The organism is Thiocapsa sp. C2-2m, from assembly GCF_041903745.1.
Classification (GTDB): domain Bacteria; phylum Pseudomonadota; class Gammaproteobacteria; order Chromatiales; family Chromatiaceae; genus Thiocapsa; species Thiocapsa roseilacustris.
Map to the genome: position 1 here is coordinate 138,489 of NZ_JBBWVD010000005.1, position 23,761 is coordinate 162,249.

Annotated in this window: 14 protein-coding genes and 1 pseudogene; 5 read left to right on the forward strand and 10 right to left on the reverse strand. The window is 64.4% G+C overall.

Features of this window, described 5'->3' with window-relative positions; genetic code table 11:
- Position 1 precedes the first annotated feature (1 nt).
- The 4 genes and pseudogenes from AADX97_RS05425 to AADX97_RS05440 form a co-directional block, all read right to left on the reverse strand.
- On the reverse strand, positions 2 to 3,718 hold the full coding sequence (locus tag AADX97_RS05425) for a response regulator (protein ID WP_374232384.1): 3,717 nt from the start codon (positions 3,716 to 3,718) through the stop codon (positions 2 to 4).
- A gap of 12 nt (positions 3,719 to 3,730) precedes the next feature.
- On the reverse strand, positions 3,731 to 6,163 hold the full coding sequence (locus AADX97_RS05430) for a PAS domain S-box protein (RefSeq protein WP_374232385.1): 2,433 nt from the start codon (positions 6,161 to 6,163) through the stop codon (positions 3,731 to 3,733).
- A 66-nt stretch (positions 6,164 to 6,229) separates the two neighbouring features.
- On the reverse strand, positions 6,230 to 6,931 hold the full coding sequence (locus AADX97_RS05435) for an HD-GYP domain-containing protein (protein WP_374232443.1): 702 nt from the start codon (positions 6,929 to 6,931) through the stop codon (positions 6,230 to 6,232).
- A 69-nt stretch (positions 6,932 to 7,000) separates the two neighbouring features.
- Positions 7,001 to 7,426 (reverse strand): annotated as a pseudogene (locus AADX97_RS05440) (response regulator); the annotation flags it as partial.
- A 1,532-nt stretch (positions 7,427 to 8,958) separates the two neighbouring features.
- Here AADX97_RS05440 and AADX97_RS05445 point away from each other — a divergent pair.
- The 5 genes from AADX97_RS05445 to moaA all read left to right on the forward strand — a co-directional run bounded on the left by AADX97_RS05445 (position 8,959) and on the right by moaA (position 15,197).
- Positions 8,959 to 9,750: a hypothetical protein gene (locus AADX97_RS05445; RefSeq protein WP_374232386.1), complete on the forward strand. Its 792-nt coding sequence runs from the start codon at positions 8,959 to 8,961 to the stop codon at positions 9,748 to 9,750.
- Complete coding sequence (locus tag AADX97_RS05450) at positions 9,747 to 12,335, forward strand: molybdopterin-dependent oxidoreductase (RefSeq protein ID WP_374232387.1); 2,589 nt, start codon at positions 9,747 to 9,749, stop codon at positions 12,333 to 12,335. Before AADX97_RS05445 ends, AADX97_RS05450 begins: the two co-directional genes overlap by 4 nt.
- 217 nt (positions 12,336 to 12,552) lie before the next feature.
- On the forward strand, positions 12,553 to 13,431 hold the full coding sequence (locus AADX97_RS05455; RefSeq protein ID WP_374232388.1) for a cytochrome c: 879 nt from the start codon (positions 12,553 to 12,555) through the stop codon (positions 13,429 to 13,431).
- Positions 13,432 to 13,510: 79 nt separating this feature from the next.
- Positions 13,511 to 14,017: a DUF302 domain-containing protein gene (locus AADX97_RS05460; protein WP_374232389.1), complete on the forward strand. Its 507-nt coding sequence runs from the start codon at positions 13,511 to 13,513 to the stop codon at positions 14,015 to 14,017.
- A gap of 193 nt (positions 14,018 to 14,210) precedes the next feature.
- Positions 14,211 to 15,197: a GTP 3',8-cyclase MoaA gene (gene moaA, locus AADX97_RS05465; RefSeq protein WP_374232390.1), complete on the forward strand. Its 987-nt coding sequence runs from the start codon at positions 14,211 to 14,213 to the stop codon at positions 15,195 to 15,197.
- 66 nt (positions 15,198 to 15,263) lie between these two features.
- On the opposite strand, the gene pnp is transcribed toward moaA, so the two are convergent.
- The 6 genes from pnp to nusA all read right to left on the reverse strand — a co-directional run bounded on the left by pnp (position 15,264) and on the right by nusA (position 23,603).
- Positions 15,264 to 17,360, reverse strand: coding sequence for a polyribonucleotide nucleotidyltransferase (gene pnp, locus AADX97_RS05470; protein WP_374232444.1), 2,097 nt, complete (start codon positions 17,358 to 17,360; stop codon positions 15,264 to 15,266).
- Positions 17,361 to 17,546: 186 nt separating this feature from the next.
- Positions 17,547 to 17,816 (reverse strand): 30S ribosomal protein S15, encoded by a 270-nt coding sequence (gene rpsO, locus AADX97_RS05475; protein ID WP_374232391.1) that lies wholly within the window; start codon positions 17,814 to 17,816, stop codon positions 17,547 to 17,549.
- A gap of 193 nt (positions 17,817 to 18,009) precedes the next feature.
- Positions 18,010 to 18,927, reverse strand: coding sequence for a tRNA pseudouridine(55) synthase TruB (gene truB / locus AADX97_RS05480; RefSeq protein ID WP_374232392.1), 918 nt, complete (start codon positions 18,925 to 18,927; stop codon positions 18,010 to 18,012).
- Positions 18,911 to 19,324 carry a 30S ribosome-binding factor RbfA gene (rbfA, locus tag AADX97_RS05485; RefSeq protein WP_374232393.1) on the reverse strand — a complete coding sequence of 138 codons (414 nt, stop codon included), beginning with the start codon at positions 19,322 to 19,324 and terminating at the stop codon, positions 18,911 to 18,913. The genes truB and rbfA overlap by 17 nt, the downstream gene beginning before the upstream one ends.
- 4 nt (positions 19,325 to 19,328) lie before the next feature.
- Positions 19,329 to 22,082, reverse strand: a complete 2,754-nt coding sequence (gene infB, locus AADX97_RS05490) for a translation initiation factor IF-2 (protein WP_374232394.1) — start codon at positions 22,080 to 22,082, stop codon at positions 19,329 to 19,331.
- A gap of 18 nt (positions 22,083 to 22,100) precedes the next feature.
- Positions 22,101 to 23,603, reverse strand: a complete 1,503-nt coding sequence (nusA, locus tag AADX97_RS05495; protein WP_374232395.1) for a transcription termination factor NusA — start codon at positions 23,601 to 23,603, stop codon at positions 22,101 to 22,103.
- Positions 23,604 to 23,761: the final 158 nt, after the last annotated feature.

Genomic DNA, 23,761 nt, shown 5'->3' on the forward strand with positions numbered 1-23,761 from the left:
GTCAATCCAGGGCGATCCCGTGGCGATCCGCGGCATCGCGCAGGCCGTCCAGGGCCGCGGCGAAATCAAAGCGGTGCACGGCATCGGCGATGACCGCATACTGCTCCGCCAAACCCGCGCCGAGTAGATCCGCGTGATCGGTCAGCAGTTGGCTGCTGGCGAAATCGTCGTCGCTCAGGCCCCGGGCGAGATCCCGGCAGACCGACCGCAGCAGATTTGCATCGATGGGCGCCTGCGACTCTACCGGCATCGGCAGCGCCGCCGACGATGTCGCGTCCTGACTGCGGATGGCGTCGATCAATGTGTCGAGTTGCCGGCTGGTCTGGATACGCTGTCCGCGAAGCGACTCGGTCGTGTCTCGCAGACGCAACGCCTGCTCAAGTTGCGCGGCCGAGCTCGCCACCTCGGTGGCGCCTATCTGCGCCGCCACGCCTTTCAGTGTATGGGCCAGGCGTTGCGCATTGGTCCAGTCGGCTGACTGGAGCGCTGCGTCAAGCAGGTTGTCGAAGCTGGACTGCGTCTCGACGAATGTCTGGAGCAGGGATCGATACAGTGTCTCGCGCCCGAGCGACTGGCGTAGTCCGCGTGCAACGTCCAGCCCGGGGATCCGACCCAAATCGCCGATACCCTTGTCCGGTGCCTCGCCGGCGCCGGGCAGAGTCGCGCCGGTTACGGCGGAGGCGGGCACACCCGCGCCGACAGGGCGCCCGGCCGACACCATCGGGCTGCGTGGCGCGATCCACTCTTCCAGGACGCGTGTCAGATGATCGGGCTCGATCGGCTTGGCAAGGTGGTCGTTCATGCCGGCTTGCAAACAACGCTCGCGGTCCCCGGGCATCACGTTGGCGGTCATGGCGACGATGGGCAGGTCCGCGAAGCCCGGCAACCTGCGGATCGCGCGCGTCGCCATGAGCCCATCCATCACCGGCATCTGGATGTCCATCAGGACCAGATCGTAGCGATCCTGCTGCACCCTCCGAAGCGCGATAGCGCCGTCGGCCGCGATTTCGACCTGCAGCCCGAGTTCGCCAAGCAGCTCCAACGCAACCTGCTGGTTGATGAGGTTGTCCTCAACCAGCAGCACGCGTGCGCCGGCGATGATGCCCGGCCTGTCTGCTGAGAGGCCGGGCGAGGAACCCGGTTGCGGCGCGGGCTCATCCTGCTGCGCCGGATCCTCGGTCAGCAGATGCATGAGGCTGTCGAAGAGCAGAGACGGGTTCACCGGCTTGATCAGGATGTCCGAGAAGCCCGCGGCCGTCGCCGATTTGATCAGCTCCTCGCGCCCATGCGCGGTGATCATGATGAGAGGCGGGGGATGGTCCAGCGCCAACCGGCGGATCTCCCAAGCCGTCGCCAGACCGTCCATGTCGGGCATCTGCCAATCGATCAGGACAACCTGATAGGGCAGTGCGGCGCGCTGTGCACGGACGACCCGATCCACGGCGGCAGCCCCCGAGTCGACCGCATCGACCACGAAGGTCATGCCGGTGAGCAGGTGGGTGAGCACCTCGCGCGAGCTGTCATTGTCATCGACCACCAGGACGCGCAATCCGCGCAGGTCGGGCCGCGGCAGCAGGCGGCGTGACTGATCCGCGCTGATTCCCAGGCGGGCGGTGAACCAGAAGGTCGAGCCGACGCCGAACGTGCTCGCCACGCCGACTTCGCCCCCCATCAGCTCGGCGAGGCGTCGGCAGATCGCCAGCCCCAATCCGGTGCCCCCGTACTTGCGGGTGGTTGAGCTATCGGCCTGCCGGAAGCTCTCGAACAACCGCGCCTGCTGCGCTGTTGTGATGCCGATGCCGGTGTCGCGGACGGCGAAGCGCAAGCGGATGTCTGAGTCTGTCGCCTCCAGGATCTCCACCTGGATGTTGATTTCGCCGTGCTCGGTGAACTTGACGGCATTGGTGGCAAAATTGATGAGAACCTGGCTCAGGCGCAGTGGATCGCCGACGAGTCGGCCCGGCACGCGCTCATCGGTGGCGATGATCAGCTCCAGGCCCTTTGCCGCTGCCTGCTCGGCGATCAGCGCGGCGACATTCTGCAGGACAGCATCGAGCTCGAAGTCGATATGCTCGACGTGCAGCTTGCCGGCCTCGATCTTGGAAAAATCCAGGACGTCGTTGATGATCCCGAGCAGATGCTGGCTCGATCCCTGGATCTTGGTCAGATAGTCGCGCTGGCGGGTCGTCAGCTCTGTCTTGAGGATCAGGTAGGTCAGGCCGATAATGGCGTTCATCGGTGTGCGGATCTCGTGGCTCATATTGGCCAGGAAATCCGCCTTCAGGCGCACCGCGTCTTCGGCGAGCCGCTGGGCCTCGCGCATCTTCTCCACAGCGGCCCGTTCGCTGTCGATATCGTCGATCACCCAGACCGTGCCTTTGCCCGGGTCGTCGGGATCCACGGCATTGCCGCTCAGGCGCGCCCAGAAGAGGCTGCCGTCCTTGCGGATGAGCTGTGCTTCGCGCCGACTGGGCTGATCGATCCAGCTCGGGGCAGGGATCTCGCCGCCGGGCCGGTTGGCCGCCTCGGTCGGACACCAGATCGCCGTCGACTTGCCGACCATCTCCCCGAGCGGCCATCCGCAGATCTCATGCAGCCGTCGGTTACAGCGCATCAGGGTCCGGTCGGTGATCAGCGCGATGCCCGACGTGGCGGTCTCGAAGAGCACCTCCTGCTCCTCCAGGGCCGCCGAGAGATCGGCGGTGCGCCGCGCGACCTCGATTTCCAGCCGATCACGGGCTGCCTCGCTCTCCCGGCGGGCCGCGTGAACCGCCTCCAGGGCCTGCTGCAGCTCGCGTGTCTTGGAGGCGACGCGCCGGCGCAGCGCCCAAGTCCAGATCAGGAGTGCGAGGCCCGCCAGCGCGAGCGCACCGACCAGCAGCGCGGCATGATGCAGGACATCCGAATAGGGCAGCGGCTGTCCCATCCAGGTCTTGCGCAGCGCCTCGCGTTCCTGCGGCCTGATGGCCGCCATCCCCCGCTCGACCAGGTCGAGGATGTCGGTATTGCCCTTGCGCACCGCGCGATGAAACTGTCCCTGATAGAGCTCGAAGGCCTTGCGGAAGCTCTTCTGCGCATTGAGCCGGTACATGTAATAGTTCGCGGGATACTCGTCGAGACAGAAGAGTTTGATGTCTTCGGCGAGCGCGCCCATCAGGAGCTCGGTGTAATCCCGGTAGAGACGCAGGTTGGTGATGCCCTCACGGCGCAGGCGCTCGACGCAGGCATCCCCATCCATAACACCGATCTGGAAGCCCCGCAGGGCGGCAACGTCGTTGATGCCCTGAATCGAATCATGGCTGTAGATCGCCACCGGCAGATTGGCGTAGGGCGCGGTGAAGTCATAGCTCAGCTCGCGCTCGGGTGTGCGATAGATGTTCTCGATGACGTCCGCGTCGCCCCGGAGAAGGGTGCGTTGGGCCTCGGCCCAGTTGGCGACATCGATCTGAACCGGGACGCCGGTCTTGGTCTCCCACAGCCGCCACAAATCGACGAGATAACCCGTCGCCTGACCGTCCTGGTTGCGAAACAGATAGGGCGGGTAGTTCTCGTCCCCGATGACACGCAGCACCCGCTGCTCGGCGGCGTCGTCCCCCGCCGCGGCGCTCCAGGCCAACGTGGCGCCGATCAGGATGCTGATCCAGATCCGGTAGCTGACCCGGTGCCAGACCCATCCCGGCGTCAACATTGGCGTGGTGCGCGATGAACGGCGACTCATGATGGTCTCGGCTCAGGGCGATTTCGGCGCCGTTGCCACGACCGCACGCAGGATGCTCAATGCCTCCTCGAAGGAGAAGTCTTCCAGATGGTGCTTGAATGCCGCGGCCTCTTGACCGAGGGCGGCGCTCAGCAGGGGTTCGTTGTCGCGAAAGAGCGTCATCGCTGCCATGTCGTCCGCGGCGAGGAGCGCCGTCAGCCTGCCCGTGACCTCGCTTGCGATGGCGGCCGTGAGCGCTGCGTCGCCAGGGTCGGAGGAAACCCGTTCGTGGTGCGGATCCAGGCACTTGGCGTCACTGTTCGCGTGACGGCTCGCTCGTATGGTGTGCGGATCCGTCGCGGCGCATTGCGGCAGGATGGCGCGGAGATCGATGCCGTCGATCGCGGCAAGTTTGCGACGGATGTCGGACAGGTCTGCGCTCGTCTGCCCGTCTGGACCGGGACCTGGATCGGAATCGGGATCGGGCACGGCATGCTCAGCCAGGCCGAGGGCGCCGGTGTCTGTTGCGTCCGGCGCATCCTCGGCTAGGTCAACCTCAAGGCCCGCCGATTCCAGTAACTCGAACGCAACATCTTGATTAACTGGATTATCTTCGACCAGAAGGACTCGGCTGTGCCCGCGTCGGCGGAGCTGGCTCTCCGCTTCGCCGAGCGGCAGTCGCCGCTGGCCATACCCCGGCCGACCGGAGAAGGTCTCGGGCAGATCATCGACCACGAGTGCAGGCTTGCCGCGGGTCGGTGCCGCGTGGCCGCGTGCCGTATCGCCGACACGACCTGGATCGAAGGGGATCTCGACCCAGAAGGTGCTGCCGTGCCCGAGCTGACTCTCCACGCCGATGCGTCCGCCCATCAGCTCGGTCAGGCGCCGCGAGATGGCCAGACCAAGGCCGGTGCCGCCGTACTTTCGGGTGGTGGAGGTATCGGCCTGCTCGAACGCCTGGAAAAGTCGGCCTTGCTGCTCGGGGGTCAGGCCAACCCCGGTATCTTGGACCTCGAAGCGTGCCATCAGTCCACCCGGCACGTCGCCGCTGGTCCAACCGCGCAGCGTGATGCTTCCCGATTCGGTGAACTTCACCGCGTTGCCGAGGAAATTCAACAGGATCTGGCCAAGCCGTAACCCGTCGCCACGCAGGATCGGGGGCAGACCCTGCAGGTCCACGATCAATTCGAGGTGCTTCTCGGCGGCCCGCTCGCGCATCAGGCTGCAGATGTTGTCGATGATGCGCTCGAGCTCGAAATCGGTTTGCTCCAGTTGCAGCCGGCCGGCCTCGATCTTCGAGAGATCGAGGATGTCGTTGATGATGCGGAGCAGATGGTGTGCCGCCACCGAAACCTTGGCGAGCCGCTCGTTCTGGGTTGGCTCTCGGATGTCGCGTTTGAGCAGGTGAGTCAGACCGATGATGGCGTTCATCGGCGTGCGGATCTCGTGGCTCATGTTGGCGAGGAAGTCGCTCTTGGCCCGGTTGGCGGCTTCAGCCGCTTGTGTGGCCTGTTGCAGCTCCAGCGTGCGCTCCTCGACCAACTGCTCCAGATGCGCAGAATAGGTGGCGATCTCCTCGCCCATGCGCTTGGTTTCGGTCACGTCCTGCTTGAGTGCGACATAGTGCCGGATCCGGCCATCGGGGTCGCGCAGCGGTAGGATCGTGGCCAATTCCGCCAGCTCGCGTCCGTCCTTGGCTCGATTGATGAGCTCACCTTTCCAGGGTTCTCCGGCGGTTAGCGCGGCCCAGAGTGCCGCGTAGGTGTCCGCCGGTGTCTTGCCCGATTTGATGAAACTCGGGTTCCTGCCAAGGGCCTCCTCGCGGCTGTAGCCGGTCGCCCGGCAAAAGGCGTCGTTCACATAGGTGGTCCTGGCATCCAGATCCGTAATCACCACGGCATTCGGACTCTGCTCCACCGCCATCGACAGCATGCGAATCCGCGCCTCGGCCTGCTTCTCGGCCGTGATGTCGCGCCAGATTCCCAGAATGGCGTCGCCGCCATCCTGCCGCATGTAGCGCAGATTGACGCTGACATCAATGAGCCGGCCGTCCTTGCAGCGGTGAGCGCTTTCGAACTGGGCGCTGCCGGTCTTGGCCAGCTCATCGATCATTGCGGCGATGTCCTGCGGCCGCATCTCGGCCTGGATGTCGCCGACCGTCATCCCGAGCATCTCTGCCCGGCTATAGCCGAGTGCGTTGGCGCTGGCCGGATTGACCTCGATGAAGCGCGCGGTTTGGGCGTCGACCAATTGGATCGCGACGGGAACCTGCTCAAGGATCGTCTGTAGCGTTGCCAGCGTGCCTTGCTTGGCCTCGTCTTCCGGGCTGGAACGACGACGGGTCCGGACTGCGACGACGGCGATCACGATCATCAGGATCAGGATCAGCAGCGTACAGGCGAAGAGCACCCAGGGGAGAAGCGGAAGGCTCAGGTGTTGTCTCCTGGTGAGCAACCGGGCGAGCATGGGCTGTCGGTTGGACCGCTCCCGGTCGTGGTGGCTCGCCGATTGTTCCAGACGCGCGAGCGCCGCCTACTCGGCCGCGTGCTCCTCATCCGGGTAACGCGCCGCGATCTCGGCAAAATGCTCGCGGCAGGCCAGGAAGGCATCGACGACCGCTGGGTCGAAATGGCTGCCACGCCCGTCAAGGATGAGCCGGGTTGTGGTCTCCAGATCCATCGGGAGCTTGTAGATCCGACGGCTCATCAAGGCGTCGAAGACATCCGCGAGCGCCATCAACCTGGCCGAGACAGGAATGGCGTCGCCTGCCAGACCGGCGGGGTAGCCCGAGCCATCCCATTTCTCGTGGTGGCCAAGCGCAATCTCACTGGCGATCTGCAGGAAGGCAAAGGCATCTCTGGCCTGCCCGGCTTCCCGGTCGCCCATGTCCTTGACGGCCTGCGCCATCGCCTTATCGATCGCGGCGGCGCCGATGACCGGGTGCGTCTTCATGACCTCCATCTCCTCGGCGGTTAGGCGGCCCGGTTTAAGCAGGATCGCATCGGGGATGCCGACCTTGCCGAGATCGTGCAGGGGCGCCGCCTTGATCGTCAGCTCCAGGCGGGGACCGGCGAGGGCCGCCTGGAAGCGCTCGTGCGTCGCGAGATGTTTGGCCAGGAGCTCCACGTAAATCTGTGTGCGGATGATGTGCTGCCCGGTTTCGTTATCGCGTGCCTCGGCCAGATTGGCGAGTGCATGGATGCTCAGTTCCTGGATCAGGAGATTGTCGCGCATGCGTCGCGCGACCTCGGCTTCCAGCCAGGTGTTCTCGTCGGCCAGTCGATCGCGCGCCGCTTTCAGCTCGATCTGCGTCTTGACGCGCGCCAGCACGATGGCTGGATTGATCGGCTTGGTGATGTAATCGACCGCGCCGAGTGACAGTCCGAATTCCTCGTTCTCGGCGGCGTCCATCGCCGTAATAAAGATCACCGGGATGTCCCGCGTCCCGACGTCGGCGCGCAGACGCTTGAGCACTTCATAGCCGTCGATGCCTGGCATCATCACATCGAGCAGGATCAGGCTGGGCGCAGGTGGCGAGCTCGCCGCGCGCAGTGCCCGCTCGCCCGAGTTGGCCACGCGCACCCGGTAGAGCGGCTGTAATAACTCACCAAGAACGCTGAGGTTTTGCGGCGTATCGTCAACGATCAGGATGGTGGCTAAAGGCCCTGCGCCGGGCGGCGTCGGCGAGAGCGCCGCGTCGTTTTCTTGACGGCTATGTTCCGTGGTCATCCGACGCTACCCCCTCTCAGGTTGGAGATCCGCGGTGCCTCGCCGCTGGGGCGTTGCAGTGGCCTTTGGCTTCGCAGCATCCGCACGCGTCGATCTGGACCGAACCGCCGTTCGAGAATCGGACAGACTCGGGGCGAGCGGCCGGAGGTCGGTGACCAACGGTAAGCGGTCTAAACTCTCAACGCTCAATAGATCCTCAGGAAAATTCTGTAAAGTAAAAGTTTGTAAAGTAAGTCATTCCGTGTGCGCCCGGAGCCGATCGAGACCGGCGCGGACGCGTGTGGAGAGCGCACGGGCATCGATCACGTGGCGCCGTTCCGGAAAGAAATGGATACTCTTGGATCAACGACCAAATGCGGATCCCCTCCATGACTGACTCTTGTCGAAGCCCAATCCATCAGTGTCGAGGAGTATCTCGCGGGCGAGGCTGTCGCGCCGGTCCGCCATGAGTACGTCGCCGGCGAGGTCATCGCGATGGCCGGCGCCACCGAGGAGCACGCAACCATCGCCGCAATGTCTTCGCTTTGCTGCGCGTGCATGTGCGCGGCAGCCCGTGCCGGGTCTGCATCGCCGGTTCGCCATCCATGCTGCTTGGTCGGCCGGGTGCACAGCATGACTATTTGTCACAGCCAACGAACAGCGTCCGGTTAAGGCATTACCGTGAAACGGCGTGTCGCTCATGGGAATCCCGTGAGCGCATCGTCCAGGCGGGCATAGGACCGTACGGATGCCCGTAAAGTGCCTCTGGGCTCGCTGGCTTGATAGCGCCGCGCAGAGGCTTCCCAACGAAGCCAACAGGTGGCCGAAGCACAACGTCGCGCGTCGAAACCTAAGAAGAATTCCCTGACGAATCGGCAGATTGGCGACCCACTCCACAGGAACAGATTATCTATTTGTTTTGGTTGATGAATGAGGGGCCATTGCCGCTGATTGCAAGCTGAAGACACCCCATAGACATGCCAAATAGGCGTAGACACTTCGTCTCGGCTCCCGTTTACAGTCGTCTTTGGCCCGCCAGGATCGGAAAGACCGACAGACGATGCCGACCCGTTCAGTCAGTCCAGCCCCGAAAAGTCCCGTAATCGCGTCATTCATCGGCGGACTTGGGCTCAGGGGCGGAATGGGCACTGTGTTTGTGGCATGCGCTTTGCTGGACGCAAACAAGCCGATGCAGACACCAGGAATAGCCTTGCCGCATCGGGGTGGTCCAGGAAACCGGAATCGCAAACCGATGCTGGCGCTGACGTATCGAGTGACTGACCCACACGAAAGGATGCGCCGATTCGGCGAGATAAAAGCACCACTTCGAACTGCCTAGTGGAGCATTGCAGAGATCCCGATACCGTCCGAGATCATTGTCGTAATCGACCATCGATACGACTAGGACAACGACAACGACAACGACAACGAACGGTCTCGACACATCTGCCGTGCTGCAATAGTTCGTTCCACTAAGCACCCGTTCCGCCTGCGTACGGAGATCGCATGCATGTCCGATGGTCGATCGTGCCTTGTCATTGGAGAGCCCAACAGTGAGAGATCTAAAGCTCATTGCCATCGCTGCCCTGTGCAATCTAGCCTGGGCCAGCGTCGCCGCGGACACGCCCAAGTCCGGTTACCGCAGCGCCACCTGGGATCCGATCCACTTCAAGCCGGCGATCGAGACAGCCACGGATGAGCAGTGCCTGACCTGCCACCGGGAGGTGCTGGAACGCCGCCCGAGACCGCAGACCATCTCCGGCGAGCCCAGCGGGGAGCTGCTCGCCTGGTACCAGACGCTCGACGGCTATCAGGGCGAGCAGGACACCTTCCATCGCCGCCACTTGGTCACCCCCGAGGCTAGGCGCTTGATGGACTTCCGGTGCAACACCTGCCACCAGGGCCACGATCCCAAAGAGGAGATCTCCGGCTCCGCGGACGACACGCAGCCCGGCATCAAGTCGCGCAGGAGTGTCGACCCGAACATCTGCCTCATGTGCCACGGTCAGTTCGACTGGGAGGTGATGGCGGGACTCGCCGGCGATTGGCCCGAGGTCCGCGATCAGTTCAAGAACGACTGCGTCACCTGCCACCAGGAATACCGCACGGTCCGCCACCAGCTCAACTTTCTCGACGCCGGAGAGATCGAGCAGGCCGGCAAAGAGAGCAGCGACTCCTGTTACGGCTGCCATGGCGGCCGCGCCTGGTACGCGACACCCTATCCCTATGTCCGTCGCCCCTGGCTGGAGCGCATGCCCGAGGTCGATCCGGAATGGGCACGCGGCCGCCAAACCGAATACGACGAGCGCTTCACTCGTTTAAAAACCCGGAGTCCGCGAGAATGAGCATCGGTCAAGACATCGACGAGACCCTGTCGCGTTCACTCAAGATCAAGCGCCGCAGCATACTCAAGGCCTGCGCTGCGGCGGCTGCCGCCATCGGTACCGGTGGACTGGTACGCATCAAGGACGCCGCCGCCTTCGCCTATCGGGATTATCCCACCGACGACGCGCTGGAGACGGTGGTCACCAGTTGCGCACACAATTGCGGCTCGCGCCACGTGCTGGTGGCCCACAAGAAGGGCAACGTGATCGTGCGCCTCTCCTCCGACGACGGCACCCATCAACGGGGCGGCTGCTATGGAAAGGACACCGAGGAAGAGCCGCAACTTCGAGCCTGTTTGCGCGGCCGTGCCTATCGCGAGCGCATCTATTCCCCGGAGCGCCTGCTCTACCCCATGATCCGGGTGGGCGAGCGCGGGGAGGGGCGATTCCGGCGGGCCACCTGGAACGAGGCGCTGGAGCTGGTCTCCGACAAGCTGATCGCCACCAAAGAGCAGTACGGGCACCAGGCGATCCTCGATCAGAGCTATGCCGGCGCCTCCTATGGCGTTCTGCACAAGTCGGACCAGATCGAGGGCCTCCAAGGCCGGTTCCTCGGCATGTTCTCCTGCCGAACCAGCTCCTGGTCAGTCCCCTCCTACCAGGGAACCACCACCAGCTCGCGCTGGACCTTCGGCACCATCGAGGACGGCAGCGAGGACGACACCTTCGCCCACTCGAAGCTGATGATCCTGTGGGGCTGGAACCCCGCCTTCACCTTCCACGGGGGGAATACCGTCTATTACATGCGGCTGGCCAAGCAGCGGGGCTGCAAGTTTGTCTGCGTCGACCCGCAGTACACCGACAGCGCCGCGGTCTTCGACGCCTGGTGGATTCCCATCCGGCCCGGAACGGACGCGGCCATGATGGCCGGCATGGCCCACTTCATCTTCACCCGCGGGCTCCAGGACCAGCCCTTCATCGACAAATTCGTCCAAGGCATGGACCCGCGCACCATGCCCTACTGGGCATCCACCTCACCGAACGGGCGCGAAAGCTTCAAGGAGTACATCCTCGGCACCCTCGACGGCCAGCCCAAGACGCCGGAATGGGCCGCCGAGATCTGCGGGGTCTCGGCGGAGGACATCAAGAAGCTCGCGGAGCTCTATGCCACCACCAAGCCCGCCGCCCTGAAGGCCTGCTGGGGTCCCGGGCGGGCGGCATACGGCGAGCAGTTCAACCGCATGGCCGCCGCGCTTCAGGCCATGACCGGGAACATCGGTGTCCTCGGCGGCTGCGCCGAGGGGGTCGGCAAGGCCTGGCACGCGGAGGGGGTCGCCCACCCCCACGATCAGTACTCGAACATCTGGTTCGCCTCCATCAAGTCCGACCGCTGGGCCTATATCGTCAACAACTACCCCGACGTCAGCCGCGAGGAGGCCGGCCTCTGGCCGCGCGATGACGAGCGCGACGGGGTGGTGCCGAACATCCGCGGGATCTTCTGGCAGGGCTCTGACTGGCTCAATCAGCTCACCAACATCAATGCCGAGATCGAGGCCATCAAGAAGCTCGACCTGGTGGTCTGCCTCGATCAGACGATTACCCCCTCCGGGCTCTATGCCGATGTGCTGCTGCCCATCTGTACCCATTTCGAGCGCCACGACGTGGCCCTGCCCTGGTACAAGGGTCACTACTACATCCATCGCCCCAAGGTGATCGAGCCCTTGGGAGAGTCGAAGACCGACTTTCAGGTCTTCACCGAGCTCGCCTACCGCATCGGCAACAAGACCGGGATGGGCGACCGGTTCGGGCAGGTCTACAACCCGCGCGCCACACGGGACTACTGGAACAACCCGGACCCAGTGGACGAGGCCTATCTGCGGGCCTGGTGGGATGACCGGGTCATGGCCCACCAGCACGTCGAGATGCCCTGGAACGAGTTCAAACGACTCGGCATCTACAAGTTCAAGCTCAGTCGACCTCACGTGGGCTTTCAGGACCAGATCGAGCAGGGCACTCCGTTCCCGACCGCGTCCGGGAAGATCGAGATCCTCTCCTCCGAGCTGGCCCAGATCGACGACTGGGCCAAGACCCAGTACGGCTATCCGATCCCGTCTATCCCCAAGTGGATCGAGCCGTTCGAGTCGCTCAACCATCACGAGAAGCGCAAGCGCCATCCCTATCACATGATCACGCCGCACCCGCGCAACCGCACCCACTCGATCTTCCACAATATCGCCAATCTCCAGGAGGCCTGTCCCCACGAGATGATGATCAATACGGTCGACGCCCAGCGGCTCGGGTTGCGCACCGGGGAGGTGGTGGAGGTCTTCAACGACCGGGGACGGATCCTGGTGCCGGTCTATGTTTCCCAGCGCTGCATGCCCGGGGTGGTGGTCTGCCCCGAGGGAACCTGGATCGACCTCGACGACGAGGGCATCGACCGGGGCGGCAATCCCAATCTGCTCACCGCCGATGAGCCCAGTCCGGCCGGTTCGTTCGCCTACAACACCATCCTGGTGGACATCCGGAAAACCGGCCTGGAATTCCGACCCGGCTGGGATGAGTCGTCGGTGTCCCGAACCCACGTCTTCGGCCGGGACCTCTAGCGTGCGATTTGGGCCAAGGTTGCGAATGGAAGCCGCTCTCGACGTCCCGGCAGGGATGCCCCCGACAACGACAACGATCTCGCACGGTCTCGGAATCTCTGCACTGCTCCACCCGTCCGTCCATCGTCTTCGTGGCCCGGAGCAAGGGCCAGGCCGATTGAACAAACACGAAGATCAGGCGAGCCGGCAGTCCCCCCCGAGGAGGAGGAGAACCACCATGAAAGCCATCGCGGCAGTCCTGCCGCTCGTTCTCGCCATCGGGCCCGCCGCGGCCCTCGACATCGAGAACGCCAAGCGGATCAACCGGTCATGTGCCCTCTGTCACGGCAACTACGGCCAGGGCACACCGGGCACCATGTCCCCCAGGCTCGCCGGCCTGCCCGCCGGCTACCTGTCCAAGGAGCTTCGCTTTTACCGCGACGGGGTACGGCACTACCCTCCCATGGTGATCGCGTCCAGCGTCGACTCCATGACCGACAAGGATATCGACGACATCTCCGAGTATCTGGCCGGGGTGAACCTGCGCACGCTCAATCTGCCGGAGATCCCTGCCTATACCAAAGGGGATGCCGAGCTGGGCGAGGACTACTTCATGGATGAATGCAAGGGCTGCCACCGCACCACGGGTCTGGGCAAGCCGGAGAAAGACATCCCGCCGCTGGCCGGCCAGTACGGCAGCTACCTGTTCAACCAAATGAAACGGTTCCAGGAAAAGGATCGCCATCACGACAATGACCCGGAAGACGAGACGTTCGATGGGCTGGAAGACGAAGCCCTGGACGATCTGGTCACCTTCCTCACCACACTCCCCGCCCACGGCCCCCTGGATAAGGTCGAACCCTTCAGCCTGCAGGCCGAATCGTCTCCGGAGAGTGAGATGACGGACGAGATGATCGCGCTGGGCTCTGGCGGGACGACGGTCGCGACACAGGCAACGGGCGAGGCGCATCAGGCGATGAAGATCGCCGGACGCTTCAAGGTGCTGCCGACCGGCGACATCCTGCTCACCCCCATCAACCAGGATATGCGCCCGGTGACCGGCCTCTCCGGCGACTTCGAGGTCACCGAGGACGGTCTGCTATTCATTCCGAGATGATCGCGGATTCCAGTCAGCGGCGTTCCCAAACGGGGGGTGGGACGCCGCACCCAGTGCTATCCTCCAAGGAGACAATTACGTGAAGCCACTCATTCGCCGCCTGATCGGCGCAGCCGTCGCGATCGTGGCCATGGCTGCCTGGGCCCAGGACCGCCCCCAGGTGGAGATCCACGACATCTCCCAGACCGTTGTCAAGATGAGCCTTCAGGGCGGGGTGAGCATCGAGGACGCCAGCGCAGCGATGATGTCGAAGGCCGCGGAGCTCAATTGGAAGCTGGTCGGCCGTCAGGAGGTCCACGCGGAGATCCGGGCCCGGGGCGAGGAGTCCCCGCACCTGGAGATCCTCCAGTTTTGCGACCCGGACGACGCGGTCAAGATGGTGCGGATAGACCCCATCTACTCGGCCTATATGCCCTGCCGCATCGCGCTGGTCGAGGACGCCCAGGGAAGGCCCTGGCTGTTCATGCTCAACCTGGACATGCTGATCAACAACAACTCGCTGCCCAACGACCTCCAGGAGCTGGCAATACGGGTCAACCAGGCGATGCTGATCATCATGACGGCCGGGGCCACAGGCGAGTTCTGAGGCCATCGCCTCGGTTCCCGTCCGGCCGGTGGGCAGGATCTTTCTGCCCTTCGCCGCGGGTGATCGGACCCGAGACCTGCCGATCAGGTCCCGTATTCGGTCTGACGCACGGCCTCGTGGGGCCGGGCGGCCGCGAGGAGTCCCCTGCATCCCAACACCTGACACAACCCTTCGAGTTTCAACGGATCACTGCATGAACGACCAGACCCTCACCGATCCCTATGGCCGACGCATCGCCTACCTGCGCCTGTCCGTCACCGACCGCTGCGACCTGCGCTGCGGCTATTGCCTGCCGAAAGGCTTCAAGGGGTTCGAGGAGCCCGAGCACTGGCTCAGGTTCGAGGAAATCACCCGCGTCGTCGGCGCCTTCACCGCGCTGGGGGTGGGCCGTGTGCGCATCACCGGCGGCGAGCCGCTGGTGCGGCGCAATCTGCCCGAGCTGGCCGCCGGGCTGTCGGCGCTACCCGGCCTGGATGATCTCTCCATCTCCAGCAACTGCACCCGCATGGAGTCGCTCGCCGAGCCGCTCTATCGTGCCGGCGTGCGCCGGCTCAATGTCAGCCTCGACAGCCTGCGCCCCGAGGTCTTCAAGCAGGTCACCGGCGGGGATCTGGACAAGGTGCTGCGCGGCATCGCGGCGGCACGTGAAGTCGGCTTCGCACCCATCCGCGTCAATACCGTCGCGATGCGCGGTGTGAACGACGAGGAGATCGAGGACATCCTCGACTACTGCGCGGACAACGGCTTCACGCTACGCCTGATCGAGACCATGCCGATGGGCGCGACCGGTCAAGCCGCGCGGGATCAGTATCTCGATCTCCAGACGGTGCGTCGCCGCTTGGAGCAGCATTTCACCTTGATCCCGGACATCCTTCCGGGCGGCGGCCCGGCGCGCTACTTCCGCCTCGGCGCGACCGAGACCCGGATCGGCTTCATCACCCCGATCTCGCAGCACTTCTGCGAAACCTGCAACCGGGTGCGCCTCACGGTCGACGGCACCCTCTATCTGTGTCTCGGTCAGGAGAGCAGCTACGCGCTGCGGCCGCTGCTGCGCGACGGAATCGGGGATGACGAACTGCTTGAGCATCTGAAACAGGCCATCGCACTGAAACCCGAGCGCCATGAGTTCAACGAGCGCCCTGAGAAGGTCATCCGGTTTATGTCGATGACGGGCGGATGAATCGGGTCTCTGAAGCGCGAGAAAGGGGCCATAGGCCCCTTAGCGATACCCCGTGAAACTGAACGATTACTCGCCCGGCTCGATGGCCTTCATGCTGAGGCGGATGCGGCCTTGCTTGTCGACCTCCAGGACCTTCACACGGACCTGATCGCCCTCGGCGAGCTTATCACTCACGCTTTGGACGCGCTCCTCGCAGATCTGCGAGATGTGCACCAAACCGTCGCGTCCGGGCAGGATGGTGACAAAGGCGCCGAAATCCATCAGGCGTGCGACACGGCCTTCGTAGATCTTGCCCACCTCGACATCGGCCGTGATCAGACGGATCCGACGCTTGGCCTCCTCGCCGGCAGCCTTCTCGACCGAGAAGATCTTGACCACGCCTTCGTCGTTGATGTCGATGGTGGCGCCGGTCTCTTCCGTGATGGCGCGGATGACGGAGCCGCCCTTGCCGATAACATCGCGGATCTTCTCCGGATGGATCTTCAGCTCAATAATGCGCGGCGCGTGCTCGGACATCTCGGAGCGGTGTGAACCGATGACCTTGTTCATCTCGCCGAGGATGTGCAGCCGGCCGGCCTTCGCCTGATCGAGTGCCGTCTCCATGATTTCGGCAGTGATGCCCTCGATCTTGATGTCCATCTGCAGGGCGTTGATGCCCTCGGACGTTCCGGCCACCTTGAAATCCATGTCGCCGAGATGATCCTCGTCGCCCATGATGTCGGTCAGCACGGCGAAGGCATCGCCTTCCTTGATCAGACCCATCGCTACGCCGGCAACCGGCGCCTTCACCGGCACGCCGGCATCCATCAGCGACAGACTGGTGCCGCAGACACTGGCCATGGAGCTGGAGCCGTTGGACTCGGTGATCTCGGAGACCACGCGCACCGAATAGGGAAACTCTTCGATGCTCGGCATGACGGCGAGCACGCCGCGCTTGGCCAGCCGGCCGTGGCCGACCTCGCGCCGCTTGGGCGAGCCCACGCGCCCCGTCTCGCCGACGCAGAAGGGCGGGAAGTTGTAGTGGAGCATGAAGTGCTCGCGCCGCTCGCCTTCCAGTGCATCGATGACCTGCGAATCACGCTCGGTGCCCAGGGTCGTGATGACCAGCGCCTGGGTCTCGCCGCGCGTGAAGAGCGCCGAGCCATGGGTGCGGGGCAGCACACCGGTGCGAATCGTGATGGGACGGACGGTCACGTTGTCGCGGCCGTCGATTCGCGGGTTGCCGGCGATGATCGAGCTGCGCACGGTGGTCTTTTCGAACTTCTCGATCGCGCCCATGACCTGCTGCTCGGTCCAGGCCGATGCGTCGCCTCCGCACAGATCGGCGACCACTGAGGCACGCACCGCGTCCAGGGCCGCATAACGGTCCTGCTTTTCCTTGATGCGGTAGCCCTCGGCGATCCGATCGCCACAGGCGCTGGCGACGGCGTCGGCCAACGCGGTATCCGTCGGCGGCGGGGCCCAGGCGATCGGCGGTTTGCCGACCTCGGCGGCCAGCTCGCGAATTGCCTGAATTGCCGGCTTCATCTGCTCATGACCGAACAGCACGGCGCCGAGCATGATCTCTTCCGAGAGGCCGCGCGCCTCGGACTCGACCATCAAGACCGCCTTGTCGGTGCCGGCAACGATCAGGTCGAGATCCGAATCCGGACCCACGCCGACCACCGCCGGATTGAGGAGGTACTCGCCGTTCTTGTAGCCGACGCGCACCGCGCCGATCGGTCCGTTGAAGGGGACACCCGAGACCGCCAATGCAGCGGAGACGCCGAGCATCGCTGGAACCTCGGGATTGACGGCGGGGTTCAGCGACTTCACGGTTGCGATCACCTGGATCTCTTGCCCAAAGCCCTTCGCGAACAGAGGGCGGATTGGACGGTCGATCAGACGCGAGGTCAGGATCTCCACCTCGCTCGGACGCCCCTCACGACGGAAGAAGCCGCCGGGGATACGGCCGGCGGCATAGGTCTTTTCCTGATAGTCGACGGTCAGAGGCAGAAAGTCGCGCACCGCGCCGGGGCGCTTGTCGACAACGACCGTGACCAGGACGACCGTATCGTCCACGTTGACCATCACGGCACCATCGGCCTGGCGCGCGATCTCGCCGGTCTCGAACGTCACGGTCTGGTCGCCGAGCTTGAATTGCTTCACGATAGCTTTGGGAATCACAAGTAGATCCTCGGGTATGTGGTCCGTCGTAGCGCCGGGCCATGGTCCCCTGCAACCTCAGGGCATCTGAGCGCGCTGCGGTGACAGGGCTGTGCGTCGGTGCCGCCAGCGGCTTCCCAACCGCGGGGAGCGGGCGGATCGGGGGCTTTGCAACCGCCCGATCGCCAAATCGGAAGGCGCGCGTCAGCGACGCAGGCCGAGTCGTGTGATCAGCTCGCGGTAACGATCGAGATTCTTGCGCTTGAGATAGTCGAGGAGCTTGCGACGCGAATTGACCATGCGCACCAGACCGCGGCGCGAGTGGTGATCATGCTTGTGCTCCTTGAAATGATCGGTGAGCTGCAGGATGCGCGCGGTCAAAAGCGCGACCTGCACCTCCGGGGACCCCGTGTCGGTATCGGCACGACGGTAGTCTTCGACGATCTGTTTCTTCTCGGCTGCGGTCATTGTCATTGGTGGTCTCCCGGTTCGGTGATGGAGAAAAAAGGTCCTGCTCCGCCTCCCGTCGGGAGGGGGATCGATCGCCCCGACAATGACATCAGGGGATCGGACCATGGATAAGAAAACCTGAGCTCGACGGCGGCGCGCGCCGGACCCGCAGGGTATCGTGTGCTCGCAGCGTCGAGCGCCAACGACGCTTTACATTCTAAATCAGTCTCTTGGGCTGAACGCGCCCGTCGTCGAGGATACTGCCGACGCCGACGAAGTTCTGCGACGGATCATAGAGTCGCACCAATCCGTCCGTCGGTGCCTGCGGGATCAAGACCGCCTGGCCCTGCCGCAGATAGAAGGCGGCATCGGCGGACAAACGCACGGCCGGCCAGTGGCCCAGAGCGCTGTCGAGTGGCAGGAGCAGCGCATCCAGACCGGCCATGTCGTCTTCTCCGGCCATCGCCTCGATCCGCTCCAGACCGACGAAGGGCCCTGCCGTTTCCGCATAAGGCCCCACGGCGGTGCGGCGCAATCCGCTGACATGGGCACCACAGCCGAGCCCGCGGCCGATATCCTCGGCGAGCGTACGGACATAGGTGCCCTTGGAGCAATGCACGTCCAGCTCGATCTCCGGCAGATCGATCGAGAGCAGATCGAGCGCAAAAATCTGAATCTCGCGCGGCGTGCGCTCGACCTCCAGGCCCTGCCGAGCCAGCTTGTAGAGCCGCTGTCCTTGATGTTTCACGGCCGAGTGCATCGGCGGCAGTTGCGAGATGGTACCGAGAAAGCCGCGCAGCACCTCGCGCACGCACGCCTCGTCGATCCCGACCACCGGCTCGTCGGCAACGATCTCGCCCTCGGCATCGGCGGTCGTGGTGGTCACGCCGAGGCGCACACGTACCCGATAGCGTTTGTCCGCATCCAACAGATAGGCGGAGAACTTGGTCGCATCGCCCAAACAACAGGGCAGAAGTCCGGTCGCCAGAGGGTCGAGACTCCCGGTATGGCCGGCCTTGGCGGCGCTATAGAAGCGCTTCACGCGCTGCAGGGCGTCATTCGACGACAGGCCCGGCGGCTTATCCAAGAGCAGAATACCGGTGACATCCCGGCCTGTATTACGACGGCGTCCCATCTGCCTGCAGCTCCTCCTGGTCGGCGTCTTCACGCATGGATGTGTCGGACTGTCCGACCGCTTGCGAGATCAACGCCGCGAGGCGCTCGCCCTTGCCGATCGACTCGTCGAACACGAAATGCAGTTGCGGAATGGTCCGAAGACGTACCCGCTGAGCGAGCCCGTGACGGAGGAATCCGGCAAGACGCCCGTTGAGCAGACGGGTCTGCTCGGCCGCGTCGTCGTCCGTCGGGAAGCAGGTGAAGAAGACCTTGGCGTGCGCCAGATCCCGCGTCACCCGCACCTCGTGGACCGTGATGTTGGCCAGACGCGGATCCTTCACCTCGTCGCGCACCAGGGTGGAGAGAACACGCTTGAGCTCAGCGCCGATGCGCTCGGTACGATCGAATTCCTTCATCCGGTCAGATCTCGCGGGCCCGTTCGGTCCGCTCGAAGACCTCGATCTGGTCGCCCGGCTGCACGTCGTTGTAGTTCTTCACACCGATGCCGCACTCGATGCCGTTCTTCACCTCGTTCACGTCGTCCTTGAAACGGCGCAGCGACTCGAGCGCTCCCTCGTAGACGACGACATTGTTGCGCAGCACGCGGATCGGGCTGTTGCGACGGATCGCACCCTCGGTGACCATGCAGCCGGCAACCGCGCCGAACTTCGAGGAGCGGAAGACGTCGCGCACCTGAGCAAGACCGATGATCTCCTCCGTCACGATCGGACTGAGCAGCCCCGAGATGGCCTTCTTCACGTCGTCGATCAGCTCGTAGATGATGCTGTAGTAGCGCAGGTCGAGGCCCTTGTCCTCGATCACCCGGCGCGCCGCGGCGTCGGCCCGAACATTGAATCCGAGCAGAATGGCGTTGGAGGTAACGGCCAGATTGGCGTCGGACTCGGTGATGCCGCCGACGCCGACCGCGACCAGCGCGACCTTGACCTCTTCGTTCCCGAGCTTGATCAGGCTGTCTTTGAGTGCCTCGAGACTGCCCTGCACGTCGGCCTTGATGATGAGGTTGACGCTCTTCTGCTCGCCGTCCTTGATCTGCGCGAAGAGCTGATCGAGGCTGACGCCGCGCTGCTCGTCGAAACGGCTCTGGCGTGAGCGCGCCGAGCGGAATTCGGCGACCTCGCGAGCTCGGCGCTCGTCGGCGACCGTCATGACGTCGTCCCCGGCGTAGGGCGTGCCCGACAGACCCAGTACCTGCACCGGAATCGAAGGCCCTGCTGCCTCGACCGGTACTCCGGCCTCATCGAACATGGCCCGAACACGGCCATGCTCCCCGCCGCTGACGATGATGTCGCCGCGCCGCAGGGTTCCGGACTGAACCAGGACGGTCGCGACCGGACCGCGCCCCTTGTCGAGACTGGACTCGACGATTGTCCCGCGGGCAGGACCATCGACGGCGGCCTTCAGCTCGAGCACTTCGGACTGCAGCAAAATACCGTCGAGAAGATCATCGATGCCGTCGCCGGTCTTGGCCGAGACCTGCACCATCATGGTGTCGCCGCCCCACTCCTCGGCGACGACCTGATGCTGCGTGAGCTCCTGCATCACCTTGTCCGGATGGGCATCCGGTTTGTCGATCTTGTTGATCGCGACGATAATGGGCACGCCGGAGGCTCGGGCGTGCTGGATGGCCTCGACCGTCTGCGGCATGACGCCGTCGTCCGCCGCCACCACCAGGATCACGATGTCCGTGACCTTGGCCCCGCGAGCACGCATCGCCGAGAAGGCGGCATGGCCGGGAGTATCGAGGAAGGACACCGTGCCCTTGGCCGTCTCGACGTGGTAGGCGCCGATATGCTGGGTGATCCCCCCTGCCTCGCCGGAGGCGACACGGGTGCGGCGAATGTAGTCGAGCAGCGAGGTCTTGCCGTGGTCGACGTGACCCATGATGGTCACGACGGGCGGGCGCGGCAGCATCTCGGCCTGCTCGACCTGCTCCTGGACCTCCTCCATCAGCACGCCCTCGGCATCGCGCTCGTCGGCGCGCACGGCCGTGTGACCGAACTCTTCGACGACGATGGTTGCGGTGTCGCGATCGAGCGCCTGGTTGATGGTAACCATCATGCCCTGTTTGAAGAGCTCTCGGATGACCTCCGATGCCTTCACCGACATCCGACTGGCCAGCTCGCCGACCGAGATGACCTCGGGGATCTCGACCTCGCGCACGACGGGTGCGGTCGGCTTTTGGAAGACGTGCTTATCTTGGAGCTGCGGCTTGAGCGTCTTCTTTTTACGGCGCAATCCGCGGCCGGCAGCGCCACCCGCGGAATCGATTTCTTCGTAATCGGCGTTCGGCGTCACCGCAACCTCGCGGCCACGCAAGCTATCTTTTCGCCCGGCCTTTTTCACCGAGCGCTCCTTCTCGGAGATTTCCACCGCCTTCTTCGGGGGCGCCTTCTTCGGCTTCGACGCCTCTACGCGACGCACGATGGCCGCCGCGACCGGCTCTTCTTCGTCCGCTTCGATCGCGCTCTCGATCTCGATCGCAACACTCGCAGCCGCTCGCTCCGCCGCCTCGGCAGCAAGACGAGCCGCCTCTTCCGCGGCACGTGCCGCCTCGGCGGCACGTCGCTCCTGCTCCTCGATCCGACGCCTCTCGTCCTGCTCGCGAGCTTGGCGCTCCTGGTCCTCCTGCTCGGCAAGTCGGCGCGCCTCCTGCTCGGCCCGCAACGCCTCAAGCTCGATACGGCGACGCCCGCCGTCGTGTGCAGGTGCCGAGGAGGCCGAGCGCTCGCGCTGCGGGCGCGCTCGTTCCACAGCCGGCCGCTGTTGGGCGTTGGCTGCGGACGGCGGCGGAACCGGCTCGTCTGCCCGCTTGATGTAAGTCCGTTTGCGCCGAACTTCGACACTCACGGTCTTGGCCCGCGCGGCGGGGGTCGGTCGAGCACTTCCGACGTTACCCCTCGGGGCCGCCGCAGGCTGGCGCAGCTCGCTGACCGACTTGCGCTTGAGCGTGACTTGACCGGGCGTGGTACCGCTGTCGGCTTCAGCCTTCCCGTGGCTGCGACGCAGATAGCCTAGAAGCTGGAGTTTCTCCTGCTCCGTCAAGGTGGTCTCCGCGTTTTCCGCGGTGATGCCTGCCTCGTTCAGCTGTGTCAGGAGACGCTCAACCGGGATGCCGACCGTAGAGGCGAGTTGCTTGACCGTAACTTCACTCATGAACTGACCTTTATTCCTCTATTCCTGCGGGGCGTCCGCAAACCAGGGCTCGCGGGCCTTCATGATCAAGCGGGCCGCACGCTCGCGGTCCATCCCGTCGATATCCAGCAGGTCGTCGACCGACTGCTCGGCGAGATCCTCGACTGTGGCCACGCCGCGTTCCGCAAGGGCATAGGCCAATGGCTCGTCCATCCCGTCCATATCCAGCAGCTCCTGCGCAGGATCCCGAGCCCCGTCCTCCTCGGTGGCGATCGCGCGCGTCAACAAGACATCGTTTGCGCGCTCGCGCAGCAGCTCGATGGTGTCGTCGTCGAGCTCGTCGATTGCCTGCATCTCGACCAAGGGCACGTAGGCGACTTCGTCGACCGTGCTGAAACCCTCTTCGACCAGGATCGCCGCGAGATTCTCGTCGACCCCCAGCTGCTCCATGAAGTTCTGGACCGAGCGAACCGCCTCCTGCTCGCCCTTGGCCGCCGCGTCCTCCTCGTTCATTACGTTGAGCTCCCAGCCGGTCAACTGACTGGCAAGGCGCACGTTCTGACCGTTGCGTCCGATCGCCTGCGCAAGGTTCTCTTCCTTGACGGCGACATCCATGCTGCGCGCCTCTTCGTCGATCACGATCGAGACCACATCGGCCGGGGACATGGCGTTGATGACATATTGGGCGGGATTGTCGTCCCAGAGGATGATATCGACGCGCTCGCCGTTGAGCTCGTTGGAGACGGCCTGAACCCGCGAACCGCGCATCCCGACACAGGCGCCGACGGGATCGATGCGCGGGTCGGTGGTCCGCACGGCGATCTTGGCACGGGACCCGGGATCGCGCGCCGCACCCAGTATCCGGATGAGCCCCTCTCCGACCTCGGGCACCTCGAGCTTGAACAGCTCGATCAGCAACTCCGGGGCGGTGCGGCTCACGAACAGCTGCGGACCCTTGGGCTCGGAGCGGACATCGTAGAGATAACCGCGCAGCCGATCGCCGGGGCGCACCGACTCGCGAGGAATCACATGGTCGCGCGGGACCAGTGCCTCGGCGTTGCTGCCCAGATCCACCATAATGGTGCCGCGCTCCGCCTTCTTCACGATGCCGGTCACCAATTGCCCTTTGCGCTCGCCAAACGCCTCGACGATCTTCGCGCGCTCGGCCTCGCGGACCTTCTGCACGATGACCTGCTTGGCGGTCTGGGCCGCGATGCGGCCGAACAGCTCCGAATCGATCTCTTCCTCGATAAAGTCGCCGGGGCCGAGCTCGGGCTCGAGAATCTGTGCCGCCGACTCGGTAATCTGTCGCGACGGAGCCTCGAGCACACCCTGCTCGGGGTCGGGAACGATCTCCCAACGCCGGAAAGAGCGGTAATCGCCGGTCTTGCGGTCGATCGTGACGCGCACATCGATCTCCCCGCCGTGTTTCTTGCGGGTGGCCGACGCCAGCGCGGCCTCGATGGCCTCGAAGATGACGCCTTCGGGGACGTCCTTCTCGTTCGAGACGGCCTCCACGACCAATAAGATCTCTTTACTCATTCCACCTCATCCGACTCAAAAGATCCGGCTCGCGACGGGGTCGTGCCGATGCGATCGACCACCGAAGTGCGACTTGACCGAATGCGGCTACGCCAAAACTGAACCGGCTCGGCACTGGGCTGGCTCGGCACTGGGCTGGCTCGACACGACTTTGGCTC